Raw genomic sequence first — 18,005 nt, forward strand, 5'->3', positions numbered from 1 at the left:
GTCGCGCCCTCACTGAAAGAAGAGATCCAGAGATGCTTCCTCTTCCGATCCTCATCCTGATCGGCCTGGCAGGCCTCGGCCTGCTGCTCCTGCTCATCATCCGGTTCAAGGTGCAGGCGTTCTACGCCCTCATCCTGGTGTCGATCCTCGTCGGCATCGCGGCCGGTCTGCCGCTGACCACCATCCCCGCCGACGGCGACACCCCCGAACAGCTCGGCGTCATCCAGGCGATCATCGCCGGTGTCGGCGGCACGCTCGGCTCGGTGGCCGTGCTCGTGGCCCTCGGCTCCATGCTCGGCAAGATCATCGAGCTCTCCGGTGGCGCGGAGTCGCTCGCCGGGCGCTTCACCAAGTGGCTGGGCCCGAAGCGGGTCGGCATCGCGCTCGTCATCGCCGCCGGCATCCTCGCGATCCCGGTGTTCTTCGACGCCGGCTTCATCATCCTCATCCCCATCGTGTTCGCGTTCTCGAAGGTGGCGGGGCTCAACCCGATCAAGTTCGGGCTCCCGGTGGCCGGCATCATGCTCGCCGTGCACGTCGCCGTGCCCCCGCACCCCGGCATCGTCGGCGGATCCGCGATCCTCGGCGCCGACATCGGCTGGGTGACGATCTTCGCGCTCGCGATCTCCGTGCCGCTCGGTGTGCTGTCGTACCTCGTGGCGAAGTGGATCAACACCCGCGAGTTCGCGATGCTGGCCGCGACCAAGGAGATGTACGACAACTTCGGCACGGAGAAGTCGACGATCACCGGCGGGCTCGGCGAGGGGGAGAAGGCGCCCGGAGCCGGGACGGTCCTCGGACTCATCCTCCTGCCGCTCGCGCTCATCATGCTCGGCACCGCGGTCGCGCCGCTGTTCGAGGCGGGCACGTTCTGGAACGGGTTCCTCAGCATGGTCGGTCAGCCGATCTTCGCCCTCATGGTCGCGATCGCCGTCGCGATGTACCTGCTCGGCGTGCGTCGCGGCTGGTCGGCAGCGCACCTCGGCGAGGTCATGGAGTCGGCGCTTCCCGCTGCCGCGGTCATCATCCTCGTCACGGGTGCCGGTGGTGCGTTCGGCCGTGTGCTGACAGAGACCGGCATCGGCGGAGCCGTCGCCGAGGTGCTCGCCTCCAGCGGTATGCCGCTGCTGCTCGCGGGGTTCCTCATCTCGCTCATCATGCGCGCTGCCCAGGGATCCGCGACGGTCGCCATCGCCACGACCGCGGGGCTTCTGCTGCCGTCCGTCTCCGCGATGGGGCTCGACACCGTGCACACCGCGCTGCTCGCCGTCGCGATCGGCTACGGCGGCCTCGGCCTCAGCCACGTGAACGACTCCGGATTCTGGGTCGTCACGCGGTACCTCGGCCTGTCGGTCAAGGACGGTCTGCGCACATGGACCCCGCTCACCACGGTTCTCGGCGTCGCCGGCTTCGTGCTCACGTGGGTGCTCTACGCGGTGATCCCGGTCGCCTGATCGGTTCCGCTCGGACGGCCGTCGCCTCCGGGCGGCGGCCGTTCGTCGTCTCCGGTGGTGGCCGCCGCGGTCGGGCGGCGCTACGCTCGCGGCATGACCGGACTCATCCCGTACCTGCTGTTCCCCGGCAACGCCGCGGAAGCGCTCGGCCACTACCGCGACGTCTTCGGCGGCGACCTCCAGCTGGTGGACTATGCGAGCGCCGGTCGTCACGACGGTCCGGGCGACGCCATCGCGCACGGCCAGCTGAGCGGTCCGGTCGAGCTCGCCGGGGCCGACGCCGGTGCCGACGACGACGCGGTGCAGATGAGTGGCATGTTCCTCTCGCTCCTCGGCACAGCCGACGCGCTCACGCTCACCGACTGGTACGACCGTCTCGCCGCCGACGGCCGCGTGATGGATGCCCTCCAGAAGCGGCCATGGGGAGATTTCGACGGCACGCTCGTCGACCGCTACGGCATCCGCTGGCTGATCGGCTTCCACCCCGAGGATTGACCCGAGACCCCGGGTTCACGCCGAGACCCCCTCGTACCTGCGCAGGTACGAGGGGGTCTCGGCGGAAGAGCGGGGTCTCGGGGTCAGGAGGAAGAAGAGGAAGAGGAGGACGAGGAGAACAGGCGCTGGAGGCGCTGCACGCCCTCGAGGAGCTGGTCGTCGCCCAGTGCGTATGACATGCGGATGTAGCCGGAGGGACCGAACGCCTCACCGGGGACGACCGCGACCTCGGCCTGGTCGAGGATGAGGTCGGCGAGCTCGAGCGAGGTGGTCGGCGTCACGCCGCCCCAGGTGCGGCCGAGCAGACCCTGCACGTCGGGATACACGTAGAACGCACCCACCGGGTTCGGCACGACGAGGCCGTCGATCTTCGACAGCTCCGAGACGATGAGCTGGCGGCGGCGGTCGAAGGCCTGTCGCATCTGCTCGGCCTCGTCCTGCGGGCCGTTGAGGGCGGCGATCGCGGCCTTCTGGGCGACGTTGTTCACGTTGCTGGTGAGGTGCGACTGCAGATTGCCGGCGATCTTGATGGCGTCGGCGGGACCCACCATCCAGCCCACACGCCATCCGGTCATGGCGTAGGTCTTCGCGACGCCGTTGACGAGGATCGTCTGGCCCGCGACCTCGGGGACGGCCTCGACGATCGAGGTGGCCTTGACTCCCTCGTAGGTGAGGTTCTGGTAGATCTCGTCGCTGATGATCCAGATGCCGTGCTCGAGCGCCCACTCGCCGATGGCCTTCGTCTCCTCGGCCGTGTATACCGAGCCGGTCGGGTTCGACGGGGAGACGAACACGAGCGCGGTGGTGCGCGGCGTGCGGGCGGCCTCGAGCTGCTCGACCGTGACCTTGTACTCCTGGTCGGCCCCGGCGAAGACCTCGACGGGGGTGCCGTCGGCGAGCCGGATGGCCTCGGGGTACGTGGTCCAGTACGGCGCGGGCAGCAGCACCTCGTCGCCCGGGTTCACCACGGCCTGGAAGGCCTGGTAGACCGACTGCTTGCCGCCGTTGGTGACGATGACCTGGCTCGGGGAGACCTCGAGGCCGGAGTCGCGCAGGGTCTTCGCCGCGATCGCCTCGCGGAGCGCGGGCAGGCCGGGCGCCGGGGTGTACCGGTAGCTCGCCGGATCGGCCAGTGCCTCGGCGGCGGCATCCACGATGAACTGCGGCGTCGCGAAGTCGGGCTCGCCGGCGGCATACGAGATGACGTTCTTGCCTTCGGCCTTGAGGGCCTTGGCCTTCGCGTCGACCTTGAGGGTCGCGGACTCGGCGATGGCGGACAGCTTGCGGGAGAGAGGAGCGCGTTCGGTCACGATTACGAGCGTACTCGGGTCGATGCGGCGCGTGAGGTGTGGGATGCCGCCAAGATCCGAGGTTCTTTCGGGTTCGACAGTTCAGTCGGTGGAAAGGCCGTGCGCCTGCGTGACAGCGTCCAGGGTGATGCGCCCGCCCTGCACGTTGAGCCCCTTCGCGAGAGCAGTGTCGTCGGATGCCGCCCGCTCCCAGCCCTTCGCCGCGATCGCCGAGACGTAAGGGAGGGTGGCGTTCGTCAGCGCGCGGGTCGCGGTCGTCGGCACCGCCCCCGGCATGTTCGCGACGCAGTAGTAGATCGAGTCGTGCACCGCGAACGTCGGGTCGTCGTGCGTCGTCGGACGCGAGCCCTCGAAGCAGCCGCCCTGGTCGATCGCGATGTCGACGAGCACCGAGCCCGGCTTCATCGCGGCGACCATGTCGTCGGTGACGAGCTTGGGGGCCGCGGCACCGGGGATGAGGACCGAGCCGATCACGAGGTCCGCGGTCGTCAGCTCCTCGGCGATGTCGTAGCGGCTGGATGCCCGGGTCTCCAGGGCACCGCCGTACCGATGCTCGAGCTCACGCAGCCGGGGGAGCGCCACGTCGACGACGGTGACCTTCGAGCCGAGTCCGAGCGCGTTCGCGGCGGCGTGCTCCCCGGCGACGCCACCGCCGATCACCACCGTCTTGGCCCGCGGAGTGCCGGCGATGCCGCCGAGCAGCATGCCGCGGCCGCCCTGCGAGCGCAGCAGCGAGTGCGATCCCATGATGACGGACAGGCGACCGGCAATCTCGCTCATCGGCACCAGCAGGGGCAGCGTGCGGTCAGGCAGCTGCACGGTCTCGTAGGCGACGGCGGTCGTCCCTGCGGCGACGAGAGCCTCGGTCAGCGGGCGGTCGGCCGCGAGGTGGAGGTAGGTGAAGAGCGTGAGGTCGGGGCGGAGGAAGCCGTACTCCTCGGCGACCGGCTCCTTGACCTTGATGAGCAGGTCGGCGTCGCCCCATGCGTCGGCAGCGGTCGCCACGATCTCGGCACCGGCCGCGCGGTACGAGTCGTCATCGATGCTCGAACCGACGCCGGCTCCGGACTGCACGAGCACCCTGTGCCCCTCCCGCACGAGCCGATCGGCTCCGGCCGGAGTGAGGGCGACGCGGTTCTCGTTGTTCTTGACTTCGGTCGGGACGCCGATCTTCATCGATCCTCCAGGTCTGGGATGCGCAGGATGCAGACAAGGATCGCAGAAACGTCGAAGCGACGACAGAATCAGTGAAGATGATTCGGCAGAGCGGTCGATCCTGAATAATGCTTCACATGGAACCGAATTCTGACGCCGTGGAGCCGAATACCGTTCGGGCGCCGGCGCTGGACACGCTCGACGCGAGGATCGTCCGGCTGCTCACCGCCGACGGGCGCATGACGAACGCGGAGCTCGCTGCCCGCCTGGGCGTCGCGCCATCGACCGCGCACGCGAGACTGCGTGCGCTGGTCGACCGAGGGGTCATCTCCGGCTTCCACGCGAGCGTGGACGAGCGGATGCTGGGATCCGGGCTGCAGGCGGTGATCGGCGTCACGCTGCGTCCGAGCGGACGGCGGGAGAGCATCGTCGAGTTCGCGGAGCGCGTGCGCGTGCTGCCGCAGGTCATCCAGCTCTTCTTCCTCGGGGGAGACGACGACTTCCTCCTGCACATCGCGGTCGCCGATTCGTCCGAGATGCGCGAATTCGTCCTCGAGCACCTGTCCGCTCAGAGCAGCGTGGCCTCCACCCGCACGAGCATCGTGTTCGACTACCACCGCAACTCCGTGGCCGCGTCGTTCCACTGACCCCGGGGATGAACCGGGTTCGGGGTCAGGCGCCGTAGGACGCGGGCAGCGAGCAGTAGTCGGCGAACCGGCGCTGCGGATGCTCGGGGTCGGTCATGTCGATGATCGACCCGGCGACCGTGTGCGGCGGTTCGTCGCCGGCGAGCTGCCACACCGCGTAGTTCCACATCCCGCGGGTGCGCTCGCCGAGCAGCGATGCGGGCCCGGAGACGAGCAGGATGGTGTCGCTCTTCGGGCTCTCGCGGAACGTGGTGACGACCTCCCGTACACCGGCTTCGTCGCCGGCTCCGGAATGCTCTCGTTCGACCTGCTGTCCGACGGCGGCCAACGCTGCCGAGAGGTCGTCTGCCGCACGGCGTGAGCGCTCGGCATCCGCTCCGGCCACCGCGAGCAGGCGCTTGCCTCGGGGGTAGAAGTGCAGGAACTCGGTGGCGATGTCCGTCCAGGCGTCGGTCATGCCCCCAGGCTACGCCCGTCGTGCGGCGGGGGCTCCACACACGGAAGAGTCCCGGGCTGCAGTCGCCGCCCGGGACTTCTCCCTGTCGTGCTTCAGTCCTCGTCGACCAGGAACCGGCTGTACGCGCCCAGGGTGAGGAAGGTCGGGAACTCCTCGCGGAGGGCGACCTCGCGGAAGATCTCGGCGGCGTCGTCGAAGCGATCGCCCTCGCGCCGCTCCACCTCGCCCAGCACCTCGCCGATCAGGCCTTCGACGTACTCGACCGTGATGGGGGTGCCGTCCTGCGTGGTGCGGTCCTGATGGATCCACTGCCACACCTGCGAGCGGCTGATCTCCGCGGTCGCGGCGTCCTCCATGAGGTTGTCGATGGCCACGGCGCCGAGCCCGCGCAGCCAGGCCTCGAGGTAGCGGATGGCGACCGACACGTTGTCCCGCACGCCCTGCGCGGTGATCGGACGGCCGATGTGCAGGTCGAGCAGGTCGCGCGCCTCCACGTGCACGTCGTCGCGCTGACGGTCGACCTGGTTCGGGCGGTCGCCGAGCACGGCGTCGAACTCCGCCTGAGCCGTGGGGATCAGGTCCGGGTGGGCGACCCAGGTGCCGTCGAAGCCGTCTCCGGCCTCGCGCTTTTTGTCGGCCGACACCTTCTCGACGGCGCGTGCCGTCACCTCGGGGTCGCGGCGGTTCGGGATGAACGCGCTCATGCCGCCGATCGCGAAGGCCCCGCGCTTGTGGCACGTCTGCACCAGCAGCTCGGTGTACGCCCGCATGAACGGCACCGTCATCGTGACCTCGCTGCGGTCGGGGAGCACGAAGCGTGCCCCGCGACCTCGGTAGTTCTTGATGATCGAGAAGATGTAGTCCCAGCGTCCGGCGTTCAGGCCCGCGCAGTGGTCGCGCAGCTCGTAGAGGATCTCGTCCATCTCGAACGCGGCCGGCAGGGTCTCGATCAGCACGGTCGCGCGGATCGTGCCGTGCGGGATGCCGATGTACTCCTCGCTGAAGGAGAAGACGTCGTCCCACAACTTCGCCTCTTCGCTGGACTCGAGCTTGGCGATGTAGAAGTAGGGTCCGCGGCCGGCCTCGATCAGCGCCTGCGCGTTGTGCAGGAAGTAGAGGCCGAAGTCGACCAGAGATCCGGATGCCGAGGTGCGGCGGCCGGCGCGGTCGATGAAGGCGATGTGCTTCTCGGGCAGGTGCCAGCCGCGGGGACGCATCACGATCGTGGGGGTGCGCTCCGCCGTGACGCGGTACTCCTTGCCCTCGGGGGAGGTGAAGGAAAGGGCTCCGCGGATCGCGTCGCGGAGAGACAGCTGTCCCTCGATGACGTTCTTCCAGGTGGGGCTCGTGGCGTCCTCCTGGTCGGCGAGCCACACCCGCGCCCCGGAGTTCAGCGCGTTGATCGTCATCTTCGGATCGGTGGGGCCGGTGATCTCGACGCGGCGGTCCTCGAGCCCCGGGCCGGCGCCGGCGACGCGCCACCCGGTGTCCTGGCGGATGTGCGCGGTGTCCTCGCGGAACTGGGGGTCGTGGCCGTTGCCGATCTCGAAGCGGCGGCGCATCCGGTCGGCCAGGCGGTCGTGGCGGCGGGACGCGAACCGGTGGTGGAGTTCGGTGAGGAAGGCGATCGCCTCCGGGGTCAGGATCTCGTCGTAGCGGTCGCGGATCGGTCCGGTGACCTCGATCGCCGGACCCTGCTGGGTCGTCTGGATCGGAGCCGTGGTCGTGGGAGTGGTCATGATCGTGTCCTTCGTGTCGATGCTGAGACCCCGGCTTGTCGCCGAAACCCCGGGTTGCGGATGCCGACAACACGGGGTCTCGTCGAGAACCGGGGGTCTCGCGGATCAGTGGAACTGCGCGGCCTCGGTGGAGCCGGCGAGGGCGAGGGTCGCGCTGTCGGGGTTGAGCGCGGTGGAGATGACGTCGAAGTAGCCGGTGCCCGCCTCGCGCTGGTGCTTGGTGGCGGTGTATCCGTCGGCTTCGGCGGCGAACTCGGCTTCCTGCAGTTCGACGTAGGCGCTCATGGCGCGCTCGGCGTAACCGCGGGCGAGGTCGAACATGGAGTGGTTCAGGGCGTGGAAGCCGGCCAGCGTGATGAACTGGAACTTGTAGCCCAGGTCTGCCAGCTCCTGCTGGAACGTCGCGATCTCGGCGTCCGACAGGTGGCGCTTCCAGTTGAAGCTCGGCGAGCAGTTGTAGGCCAGGAGCTTACCGGGGAACTGCGCGTGGATCGCCGCGGCGAACTCCCGTGCCAGCTCGATGTCCGGCTCCCCGGTCTCGACCCAGAGCAGGTCGGCGTAGGGGGCGAACGCGAGGCCGCGGCTGATGACGGACTCGATGCCCGGACGGATCCGGTAGAAGCCCTCCGAGGTGCGCTCGCCGGTGGTGAACTCCCGGTCGCGCTCGTCGACGTCGCTCGTGAGCAGATCGGCGGCGAGGGCATCGGTGCGGGCGATGATCACGGTCGGAACGCCGGCGACGTCCGCCGCGAGGCGGGCCGCGTTCAGCGTGCGGATGTGCTGCTGGGTGGGCACGAGCACCTTGCCGCCGAGGTGGCCGCACTTCTTCTCGCTCGCGAGCTGATCCTCCCAGTGGATCGCGGCGGCGCCGGCCTGGATGAGCGACTGCGCGAGCTCGTAGGCGTTCAGCGGGCCGCCGAATCCGGCCTCGGCGTCGGCCACGATCGGCGCGAGCCAGTCCTGCGTGATCTCACCCTCCGCGTGCTCCAGCTGGTCCTGGCGGATGAGCGCGTTGTTGATGCGGCGCACGACCGCCGGCACCGAGTTCGCGGGGTACAGCGACTGGTCGGGGTAGGTCTGGCCGGCGAGATTGCCGTCGGCGGCGACCTGCCAGCCGGAGAGGTAGATGGCTTTGAGGCCGGCCCGCACCTGCTGCACGGCCTGACCACCGGTGTAGGCGCCGAGAGCGCGGATGTAGTCCTCGGTGTGCAGGAGGTTCCACAGGTTCTCCGCGCCGCGGTGGGCGAGCGTGGCCTCTTCGCGGACCGATCCACGGATGCGGATCACATCCTCGGCGGAGTACGTGCGCTCGACGCCGTCCCATCGGGGATCGGTGTCCCAGATCTCCTGGAGCTCGGCGGCCGTCTGAACCTGATCGCCGGCTCGCAGACCGGCGGGGCGGGGCGTCGGGGTGTTGGCGGTGTTCGTCATGGTGTCTCCTCGGTGGATCCGGCTGCGGTGCCGGAGTGGCGTGGTTCCACTGTGAGTGAAGTTCCGAGAGATCAGGGACCGAAATCGAGGAGAAGATCGTCCGAAATTCTGTTTCCGTGACAGAATCGGCCGCATGAACCCTTCGACGAACTCAGGGCCCCAGGGCACTGAGGCAGAAGAGACCGATGCCCTCACGATCGGCCGCCGCATCCGCCAGCTCCGGACGGCGAAGGGCATGACCCTCGATGACCTCGCCTCGGCGGTCGATCGCGCGCCGAGTCAGATGTCCATGATCGAGACGGGCAAGCGCGAGCCGAAGCTGACGCAGCTGCAGGCGATCGCCCGCGCTCTCGGTGTCACGATCGATGCTCTCCTGGAGGGGGAGCCGCTCGATGAGCGCAGCGCGGTCGAGATCGCGCTGGAGCGGGCGATGAAGGGCCAGACGTTCCAGGCGTTGGGCATCGAGCCGTTCCGCATCGCCAAGAGCATGCCGACGGAGGCGCTGAAGGCGCTGCTCGCCCTGCATGGGGAGATCGACCGGCTCAAGGACGAACGCGCCGCGACGCCGGAGGAGGCCCGTCGTGCCAACGTCGAGCTCCGGCACCTGATGCGGCGACAGGACAACCACTTCGCCGACCTCGAGGCGAAGGCCGCCGAGATCCTCGCCGCCGTCGGTCATCCCGGGGGACCGCTGACCCAGCGCACCGCATCCGAGATCGCGGCCTACCTCGGGTTCACCCTGCACTACGCCCCCGACCTGCCGCAGACCACCCGCAGCGTCGCCGACCTCGCCAACGGCCGGCTGTACCTGTCGAGCAGTGTGCCCGCGAAGGGCGATGCGCGCACGGCGGTGCTGCAGGCGCTGTCGAGTCGCATCCTGGGGCACTCCGAGCCCCGCAGCTACGCCGAGTTCCTGCGACAGCGCGTGGAGACGAACTACCTCACCGGTGCGCTCCTCATCCCGGAGGCGCATGTGGTGCCCGCGCTGAAAGACGCCAAGCAGCGCAGGGCGATCTCGATCGAAGACCTCCGTGACGCGTACTCGGTGTCGTACGAGACGGCCGCGCACCGGTTCACGAACCTCGCGACCCGTCACCTCGACATTCCCGTGCACTTCCTCAAGGTGCACGAGTCCGGGACCATCACGAAGGCGTATGAGAACGATGACGTGAACTTCCCGACCGACAGGCTCGGTGCCATCGAAGGGCAGATGTGCTGCCGCCGCTGGACCTCGCGGGTCGTGTTCGACGAGGACGACCGGTTCAACCCGTACTACCAGTACACCGACACCGGCAACGGCACGTACTGGTGCACCGCCCGCGTGGAGGCGTCGAGCGAGGGGCTGCACTCCGTGAGCGTGGGTGTGCGCTTCGACGACACGAAGTGGTTCGTGGGGCGCGACACTTCGCACCGCGGGGTCTCGAAGCACTCGGTCGAGGTGTGCTGCCGCCGGGCTCCGGCCGACCTGGAGGAGCGCTGGCGCGAGAACTCCTGGCCCAACGTGAAGACCCCGCGCACGTTGCTCGCGACTCTGCCCACCGGGGCCTTCCCCGGCGTGGACACCACCGACGTGTACGAGTTCCTCGACGCGCACGCGCCCCGCTGACCCGGGATCCTGGTCCTTCCTGGCTCCGCCGCCGGGTCGGGGTTGAACCAACACTGAACGCATGTTAGGTTTTCGCGTGTCGGAGCGCCGTGATCCGCGGCGCCGTTCTCGATGAGGAGACGCGATGAAGCGATGGATGAGCACAGTGGCGACAGTCGGCCTGGTCGCCTCGGGGCTGGCGCTCGCCAGCCCGGCGAGCGCGGGCGGCGGACGACCCGGCGATGCGGAACTGGAGCGCTGGGCCCACGACACCTGGCGATCGCTGGTCGCCATGACCGACCAGGAGACCGGGCTCCCGGCCGACAACGTCACCGGCGACTTGCAGACCTCCAGTGCCTACACCTCGCCGACGAACATCGGCGGATACCTCTGGTCCACCGTGACCGCACGCGACCTCGGCATCATCGGCGCCGATGAGGCGCGCGACCGTATGTCGACGACGCTCGACACCCTCAACGACCTCGAGCGCAACGATGCGAGCGGCATGTACTACAACTGGTACTCGCCGACGACGGGCGAGAAGCTGACGACCTGGCCCGATTCCGGTGATCCCGTGCATCCCTTCCTCAGCACGGTCGACAACGGCTGGCTCGCCGCCGCCCTGCGCATCGTGCGCGAAGCCGAGCCCGCGCTCGCCGAGCAGGCGGACGCGCTCTACGACTCGATGGACTTCGCCTCGTTCTTCGACCCGGCGGGCGCCGCCGGGCTCCCCGCCGGAACGAACCGCGGCGGCTTCTGGGAGCAGGCGCCGCCGGACTGCAGTGTCGCTGCTCCGATGTACAACGGATCCGGAGCGACCGCGTACTACACCTGCCACCATTACGACACGACCGTGAGTGAGAGCCGCATCGCGACCTATCTGGGCATCGCGAACGGTCAGATCCCGCCGACCGCGCTGTCCGGCACGCACCGCACCATGCCTCCCGGCTGTGACTGGGCCTGGCAGGAGCAGCTCCCGTCGGGTGAATACCGCACGTATGACGGCTTCCAGGTGTGGGAGGGCGCGTACAGCTACGACGGGATGTCGTTCGTCCCGAGTTGGGGCGGCAGCATGTTCGAGTCGCTGATGCCCGACCTTCTCGTTCCCGAGACCAAGTGGGGACCGAAGTCGTGGCGGCTGAACCACCCGATCACGGTCGCAGTGCAGAAGCGGCACGGCCTCGAGGAGGCAGGCTACGGGTACTGGGGCTTCTCCCCGGCGAGCAACCCGTTCGGCGGGTACGCGGAGTACGGCGTCGACATCGCCGGCATGCGGTCCGACGGTTACACCTCCGATGCGGAGAAGACCGACGTGGACATCGACCGGCCGGGGTGCGCCGAGGGCACGAACCCCGATCCCGTGTTCGGAGACGGCGTGGTGACCCCGCACGCGGCGTTCCTCGCCTTGCCGTATGACCGCAAGGGGGCGCTGAGCAACCTCGAAGGCATCGAGAACGACCTCGGCGCCTACGGGCCGGGCGGGTTCTACGACGCCGTCGCCGTGCGCAGCGGCACGATCGCGGAGCGCTATCTCTCCCTCGACCAGTCGATGATCATGGCCGCGATCGGCAACGAACTCACGAAGGATAAGCTCAAGGACTACTTCGTGGATCGAGAGATGGAGCAGCGCCTCCGGCCCGCGATGCGGCAGCAGGAGTTCAGTTCGTCGTGGGGCGCCGGGGGTGATAACAAGGGGTGAGCTCCCGCGCTGCGCGCCGAACGACAGGAGCAGCAGTGGGCACGGATGATCGGCCGAGCGGGGGCCGCGGGTCCCGGGGTCCCTACGTCACGGGTCAGGCCCGACGGCAGGCGATCGTCGACGAGGCGCTGGCGGTGTTCTCGCGGACGGGCTTCCACGGCGGATCGCTGCGCGAGATCGCGAAGCGCGTCGGCGTGACGCCCGCGGGACTCCTGCACCACTTCGCCGACAAGGAGGAGCTGTTCGCCGAGGTGCTGCGTCAGCGCGATGAGGCGGTGCGCGCGGCCGCGGGCGATCCCGCCGAGCACACCCTGATCGAGCAGGCCAAGCGGGTGGTGGCGCACAACCAGACCTCGCGCGGGTTGACCTCGCTGTACGCGATCGTCTCCGCCGAGGCGACGGACCCGGAGCATCCGTCGCACGCCGACTTCGCCGCGCGCTACCGGGTCAGGGCGGACGAGGCGGCCGAGATCCTCCGCCGCGGCCAGGAAGCCGGAGAGGTGCGGGCAGACATCGCCCCGGAGCATGCCGCGCGGCTGATCAGCGCCGTCATGGACGGCATCCAGCTGCAGTGGCTCCTGGACGAGTCCGTCGACATGGTCCCTCTCTTCGAGGAGTTCGTCACCCGCTATCTCGACCCCGCTGCCCCTCCCCGGCCCTGAGGGCGCCGCCCCGGGTTTCTCCCCGGGCCGTCCAGTGCACGACTTCCTGCCGAGTGCACGGCTTCTCCGCGTCGATTGGCCGTGCACTCGTCGAATTCACGTGCACTCGACGCGGATGCCGACGCCGACGCCGACGCCGACGCCGACGCCGACGCCGGCGCCGGTCGCGGTCGTCAAAAGTTAGTTTGATCTTGCTTAGTCAAGATTGACTATGTTACTTTCGTCGAGCCATCAATGACGAACGGCCGAGAAGGGACCCTCATGGCTACTTCCTCTGCGGAAACCCGATTCCGCATCACTGCCACCCTGACGTGCGTTCTCGCCGCCACGCTGACGCTCGGAGCATGCTCTGCGCAGACGCCAGGCGGCGATACCGCCCCCACGAGTGCGAACGACAGCGACGCCTGCAAGCGGAATCAGGATGCCGGCACCATCACCTACATCTCCGGTTACGGCTACTCCGCCAGCGCCGGTCAGCTCGATGTGTTCCTCGCCGAGGAGCTGGGCTACTTCGACGATCTGTGCCTCGACGTCGAGATCAACGCCTCCGGGGCGAACGGGCAGCAGCTCGTGGCTTCGGGTCAGGCGCAGTTCACCGCGCTCGGCTCCGCGTCCGATGTGATGCTGGCGGCCGCCAACAGCAAGAACCTCACGGCGGTCGCCACCTACGGCACCACCCCGCCGTTCTCCATCTTCGGCAACGAGAAGCTCGAGAGCCTCAAGGACCTCGAAGGCGGATCGCTCGGGTACTTCATCAACCTGACCCCGATCGCCTCGGCCATGCTCGATGAAGCCGGGGTCGACGTCTCGAAGGTCGAGATGGTGAAGATGACCAACTACGACCCGACCGTCGTGGTGCGCGAGCAGGTCGACGCGATCGTCGGCTACGCCTCGAACCAGCCCCAGTCGCTCAAGGCGCAGGGTCTGCCCTTCAGCGAGTTCCTCCCCTCCGACCTCGGCGTCGAGGGAACGTACAACGTGATGGAGGTCAACTCGCGGTTCCTCGATGAGCACCGCGAGGTCGCCGCCGACTTCATGCGCGCGAGCCTCAAGGCGCTCCAGTACTGCCTCGACGAGTCGGACGCCTGCATCGACAAGCTCGCGAAGCTGGCTGAGGACAGCGGGCAGGGAGCCGCGTTCCCGCGCGAGCAGCTCGCCCGCACGTGGGAGGTGGAGTCCGCCTGGGTGCGCGAGAGCGCCGGCGGCAACCCGGGTGTGCAGAACGAGTCCATGTGGGAACCCGAGTACGCCCTCGTGAAGGAGTACGGCGACGTCAAGGAGCTCCCCGCGATCGCCGACATGATGGACGCCGACCTGGTCGCCGACCTCTACGACGGCGAGACCCTGATCTGGCAGGAGAAGTGATGACGGTCGCACACGGCGCTGGCGTCGAGGTCAGGAACGTCTCGAAGTCCTTCGGAGTCGACGGCGCGAAGGTCACGGTGCTCGACGACGTGAGTCTCACGATCGGCATGGGTGAGTTCGTGTCGGTGATCGGGCCCAGCGGTTGCGGCAAGTCCACGCTGCTCAAGGTGGTCGCCGGGCTCCTCGACGCCGACTCCGGCAGCGTCACGATCGACGGCGAGAGCGTCAGGGCGGCTTCGCGCGACAAGAAGATCGGACTCGTGCCGCAGTCGCCGGCGCTGCTGCCGTGGAAGACGGTGCGCGAGAACGTCGAGCTCCCCGTGCGGATCAACCGCGGGGCCAACGGCGACCGTGCGCTCCGCGACCCGGCCGAGCTGCTGTCGACCTTCGGCCTCGGCCATGCGCTGAAGAAGTACCCTGGGCAGCTCTCCGGCGGCATGCAGCAGCGCGCCGCGATCGCCAGGGCGTTCGTGTTCGACCCGGCGATCATGCTGATGGACGAGCCGTTCTCCGCCCTCGACGAGATGAACCGCGACCTCCAGCGCATCGCTCTGCTGGACTTCTGGCAGTCGAACCGCAAGGCCGTGATGTTCGTCACGCACTCGGTGCCGGAGGCGATCATGCTCTCCGACCGCATCGTGGTCATGGCCGCGCACCCCGGACGCATCGCCCAGGTGATCGACGTGAACCTGCCGCGACCGCGCACCGAGGAGGCCTACGCGACGGACGAGTTCCGCGAACTGGAAGCAGTCGTGCGCGGTGCGCTGCGCGCGCAGACGGAGAAGGCCCATGTCTGAGCTGACGATGAGAGACACCACCGCGACGATCGCGACCGCCCGCCTGAAGGCCCAGCCGCGTCGGGGCATGCCCGCCTGGCTGCGCTGGGGATCATGGGGACCCACCCTGATCACGTTCGTGATCGCCGCGCTGCTCTGGCAGATCGTGGCCTGGACCAACCCGTACGTGCTCCCGACGCTGGAGGCGATCGGCACCAGCCTCGTCGACGACGCCGGCATGTACTGGTCGAACTTCCTCGTGACGCTGCTCGAGGTCGTGGTCGGCGCCTCCGCCGGCATCCTCGCCGGGTTCCTCCTTGCTGTGGTGATGGCGGAGTTCCAGATCATCGAGCGGGCGGTCATGCCGCTCGTGATCATCGTGATGGTGACCCCCATCGTCGCGATCGCCCCCGCGCTGGTCGTGGCGTTCGGCTTCGGCATGGTGCCGAAGTTCATCGTGACCGGCCTCGTGGTGTTCTTCCCGATGCTCGTGAACTCCCTCGCAGGGCTCCGCGACGTCGACCAGAAGGCCATGGACGTGTTCAAGACGCTGCATGCCTCGCGGTGGGAGATCTTCCGCGAACTGCGCTTCCCCGGCAGCATGCCGTACGTGTTCGCCGGCCTCCGCATCGCCCTACCGCTCGCCGTGGTCGGCGCCGCTGTCGCCGAGTTCGTCGCGGCGGGACAGCAGGCCGGTCTCGGCTCGCTCGTCACCACGTCGGCCGCACAGGCGAACCTCCCCGTCACCTGGGCCAGCATCGCCCTGCTGTGCCTGCTCGGTGTGCTCCTCATCATCGTCCTCGCCCTGGTGCGCAAGCGCGTGCTCTGGTGGAGCGACGGCGAGGTCACGGCCAAGGGCTGACGCGGCATCCGCCTCCCGGGACGGGATCCCCCACCCGTCCCGGGTTCCTCCGGCGTGCCCGGAGATCAGTCCAGATCCACCAGAACCACCCACAAGGAAGGCACCCGCACATGACCGATCAGAACACCGTCAAATCGCTGCGTCTCGGCCTCTTCGAGAACGCGCAGGCGAACGACTCCGGCACCGCGACCTGGCGGCACCCCGACAACGGGCGCTACCTGTTCGACAAGCTCGAGTACTGGCGCGACACCGCGCGCATGGTCGAGGACGCCGGGTTCGACTTCCTTTTCCTCGCGGATGCCTGGGGGTGGGCCGACGTCGCGGGTGAACGCCCCGACATCTGCTCCGTCGAGGGCCTCGATCTGCCCCGGCTCGACCCGGCGATCATCCTCGCCGCCCTCATCCCCGAGACGACGCGGTTGGGGCTCGTGGCCACCGGCTCGACCCTCCTCGAGCCGCCGTACTCCTTCGCCCGCCGCATGGCGACGCTCGACATCCTCTCGGGCGGGCGCATCGGCTGGAACGTGGTCACCACCGGCACGGCCGACACCGCCGTGCAGGGCTTCGGTGTGCCGATGGTCGGCCACGACGAGCGCTACCTCATGGCCGACGACTTCATGCAGGTCGTCTACAAGCTGTGGGAGCAGGCGTGGGACGAGGGCGCCCTGGAGCGCGACAAGTCCGGTCGCTTCGCCGACCCGTCCAAGGTGCACCGCATCGCCCACGACGGTCCCTACTTCCGCTCGCACGGGTACGGCAACACCTCGCGCTCGCCGCAGGGGACACCTGTGCTGTTCCAGGCCGGGGCATCTCCCGCCGGTCGTGAGTTCGGCGGCAAGCACGGCGAGGCGATCTTCGTCGGCAGCGGTTCGGTCGAACAGCTCCGTGCGCACTCGACCGCGATCCGCGAGGAGGCCGTCAAGAACGGTCGCGGGGCCGACGAGGTCAAGATCATGTCGGCGTTCGCCGCGATCGTCGGCAGTACGGAGGAGGAGGCCCGCCGCAAGTACGCCGAGGTCGCCGACGCGCAGAACCCCGACGTCACGGTCGCCTCGTACGCGTGGTTCACCGGCCTCGACCTCTCGGCGTATGCGCCGAGCACGCCGATGTCCGAGCTGAGCACCGAGCTCTCCCAGACGCAGGTCGCGCGCTTCGCCGACAAGACCGTCGGCGACGTGCTCGGCGACTGGCACGCGCACGGTGTCGGAGCCCGTCCGATCGTCGGCACCCCGGAGCAGGTCGCGGACCGGATGATCGAGCTCGCCGACGGCGCCGACCTCGACGGGTTCCTGTTCGCCCCCGTCATCCCGCCGGCATCGACCGTCGACTTCATCGAGCACGTGCTGCCGATCCTCAAGGAGCGCGGCGCGATCGACGAGCCTTCGTCGGAGCCGCAGTCCCTGCGCGAGCGTCTGATCGGCACGCCGACGCCGGCGCTCGCCGATTCGCACACCGGATCGCAGTACCGGCGGACGATGTCACGTGTCTGACACCCTCGCCGGTGTCGCCGTCGTGGGGAGCGCGAACCTCGATCTCGTGGTCGAGGTTTCGCGCCCCCCGCTCGTCGGCGAGACGCTCCTGGGTCGTGCCGGCGGCCGCTTCTCCGGAGGCAAGGGCCTGAACCAAGCCGTCGCCTCCGCCCGCAGCGGGGCTCCCACCCGGTTCTGCGGGGTCGTCGGGACGGACGAGGCCGGCGACGTGCTGCAGCAGACCCTGGCGGATGCCGGAGTGGAGGCGGCCGTGCGCCGCAGCGCCGCTGCTCCGACCGGGGCCGCGCACGTGCTGGCCTTCGACGACGGTGACAACAGCATCATCGTCGCGGCCGGCGCGAACGCGGAGCTCGACGCCGACGATGCGGTGGCCGGGGTCGCCGGTGCTGCGGTCGTGCTCGCGCAGTTGGAGGTGCCCGTCGAGAGCGTGGCGGCGGCACTGCGGGCTGGCCGGGCAGAGGGCGCGCTGACGATCCTGAACGCGGCCCCCGCGCACGACGCGACGATCGAGTTGCTCGGCGACGTCGACGTGCTGGTGGTGAACGAGACCGAGTGCGCCGAACTCGGCGGCATCGAGCGGCTGCACGCCGCCGGTGCGCAGACGGTCGTTCTCACCCAGGGCGCCGGGGGAGTGACACTGCACCGCGCCGGAGACGACCCTCTGCACGTCGACGCGTTCCGGATCGATCCGGTGGACACGACCGGCGCCGGTGATGCGTTCTGCGGGGCACTGGCCGCCGCGCTCGCTCAGGGGGCTGTCATCGAAGCAGCGTTGATCCGCGCCTGCGCGGCTGGTGCCGTCGTCGCCCAGCACCGCGGCGCGACGACGGCTGCGCTCTCGCCCGCGTCGATCGCGGCGCTCCTCGGCTCTCGCTGAC

At 69.1% G+C, this 18,005-nt stretch carries 16 protein-coding genes; 11 read left to right on the forward strand and 5 right to left on the reverse strand.

Annotated features, from left to right (window positions below; genetic code table 11):
• The first annotated feature begins 32 nt into the window (after nt 1-32).
• Nucleotides 33-1,454 (forward strand): GntP family transporter, encoded by a 1,422-nt coding sequence (locus F6A08_RS05025; RefSeq protein ID WP_151458782.1) that lies wholly within the window; start codon nt 33-35, stop codon nt 1,452-1,454.
• A 93-nt stretch (nt 1,455-1,547) separates the two neighbouring features.
• Nucleotides 1,548-1,949, forward strand: a complete 402-nt coding sequence (locus tag F6A08_RS05030; RefSeq protein WP_124896269.1) for a VOC family protein — start codon at nt 1,548-1,550, stop codon at nt 1,947-1,949.
• An 83-nt stretch (nt 1,950-2,032) separates the two neighbouring features.
• Here F6A08_RS05030 and F6A08_RS05035 read toward each other — a convergent pair whose 3' ends face one another.
• The gene (locus tag F6A08_RS05035) at nt 2,033-3,259 is read right to left on the reverse strand and encodes a pyridoxal phosphate-dependent aminotransferase (RefSeq protein WP_151458783.1); all 1,227 of its coding nucleotides are present in this window, start codon (nt 3,257-3,259) and stop codon (nt 2,033-2,035) included.
• An 81-nt stretch (nt 3,260-3,340) separates the two neighbouring features.
• On the reverse strand, nt 3,341-4,435 hold the full coding sequence (gene ald / locus F6A08_RS05040; RefSeq protein ID WP_151458784.1) for an alanine dehydrogenase: 1,095 nt from the start codon (nt 4,433-4,435) through the stop codon (nt 3,341-3,343).
• Nucleotides 4,436-4,542: 107 nt separating this feature from the next.
• Between ald and F6A08_RS05045 the strand changes: the two genes are divergently transcribed.
• Complete coding sequence (locus F6A08_RS05045; protein WP_083512966.1) at nt 4,543-5,061, forward strand: Lrp/AsnC family transcriptional regulator; 519 nt, start codon at nt 4,543-4,545, stop codon at nt 5,059-5,061.
• A gap of 25 nt (nt 5,062-5,086) precedes the next feature.
• Here the strand turns inward: F6A08_RS05045 and F6A08_RS05050 are convergent, their stop codons facing one another.
• The 3 genes from F6A08_RS05050 to aceA form a co-directional block, all read right to left on the reverse strand.
• The gene (locus tag F6A08_RS05050; RefSeq protein ID WP_151458785.1) at nt 5,087-5,518 is read right to left on the reverse strand and encodes a hypothetical protein; all 432 of its coding nucleotides are present in this window, start codon (nt 5,516-5,518) and stop codon (nt 5,087-5,089) included.
• Nucleotides 5,519-5,610: 92 nt separating this feature from the next.
• Nucleotides 5,611-7,257 carry a malate synthase A gene (gene aceB / locus F6A08_RS05055; protein ID WP_151458786.1) on the reverse strand — a complete coding sequence of 549 codons (1,647 nt, stop codon included), beginning with the start codon at nt 7,255-7,257 and terminating at the stop codon, nt 5,611-5,613.
• Between the two features lie 105 nt (nt 7,258-7,362).
• The gene (gene aceA / locus F6A08_RS05060) at nt 7,363-8,688 is read right to left on the reverse strand and encodes an isocitrate lyase (protein WP_017201544.1); all 1,326 of its coding nucleotides are present in this window, start codon (nt 8,686-8,688) and stop codon (nt 7,363-7,365) included.
• A 133-nt stretch (nt 8,689-8,821) separates the two neighbouring features.
• On the opposite strand from aceA, the gene F6A08_RS05065 reads away from it, so the two are divergent.
• The 8 genes from F6A08_RS05065 (at nt 8,822) to F6A08_RS05100 (ending at nt 18,004) form a co-directional block, all read left to right on the forward strand.
• Nucleotides 8,822-10,294, forward strand: coding sequence for a helix-turn-helix domain-containing protein (locus tag F6A08_RS05065; protein ID WP_151458787.1), 1,473 nt, complete (start codon nt 8,822-8,824; stop codon nt 10,292-10,294).
• A 124-nt stretch (nt 10,295-10,418) separates the two neighbouring features.
• The gene (locus F6A08_RS05070; RefSeq protein WP_151458788.1) at nt 10,419-11,972 is read left to right on the forward strand and encodes a glucoamylase family protein; all 1,554 of its coding nucleotides are present in this window, start codon (nt 10,419-10,421) and stop codon (nt 11,970-11,972) included.
• Nucleotides 11,973-12,007: 35 nt separating this feature from the next.
• Complete coding sequence (locus F6A08_RS05075) at nt 12,008-12,634, forward strand: TetR/AcrR family transcriptional regulator (RefSeq protein WP_151458789.1); 627 nt, start codon at nt 12,008-12,010, stop codon at nt 12,632-12,634.
• Nucleotides 12,635-12,895: 261 nt separating this feature from the next.
• A complete protein-coding gene (locus F6A08_RS05080; RefSeq protein WP_225855738.1) occupies nt 12,896-13,999 on the forward strand; it encodes an ABC transporter substrate-binding protein in 1,104 nt (367 codons plus the stop codon).
• Nucleotides 13,999-14,796: an ABC transporter ATP-binding protein gene (locus F6A08_RS05085; RefSeq protein ID WP_151458791.1), complete on the forward strand. Its 798-nt coding sequence runs from the start codon at nt 13,999-14,001 to the stop codon at nt 14,794-14,796. Before F6A08_RS05080 ends, F6A08_RS05085 begins: the two co-directional genes overlap by 1 nt.
• Complete coding sequence (locus F6A08_RS05090; RefSeq protein ID WP_017201538.1) at nt 14,789-15,637, forward strand: ABC transporter permease; 849 nt, start codon at nt 14,789-14,791, stop codon at nt 15,635-15,637. Before F6A08_RS05085 ends, F6A08_RS05090 begins: the two co-directional genes overlap by 8 nt.
• Before the next feature lie 110 nt (nt 15,638-15,747).
• The gene (locus F6A08_RS05095; RefSeq protein ID WP_151458792.1) at nt 15,748-17,127 is read left to right on the forward strand and encodes an NtaA/DmoA family FMN-dependent monooxygenase; all 1,380 of its coding nucleotides are present in this window, start codon (nt 15,748-15,750) and stop codon (nt 17,125-17,127) included.
• Nucleotides 17,120-18,004 carry a ribokinase gene (locus F6A08_RS05100; RefSeq protein WP_151458793.1) on the forward strand — a complete coding sequence of 295 codons (885 nt, stop codon included), beginning with the start codon at nt 17,120-17,122 and terminating at the stop codon, nt 18,002-18,004. Before F6A08_RS05095 ends, F6A08_RS05100 begins: the two co-directional genes overlap by 8 nt.
• The last annotated feature ends 1 nt before the right edge of the window (nt 18,005 follow it).

The sequence above is a fragment of the Microbacterium algeriense genome (assembly GCF_008868005.1).
GTDB lineage: Bacteria > Actinomycetota > Actinomycetes > Actinomycetales > Microbacteriaceae > Microbacterium > Microbacterium algeriense.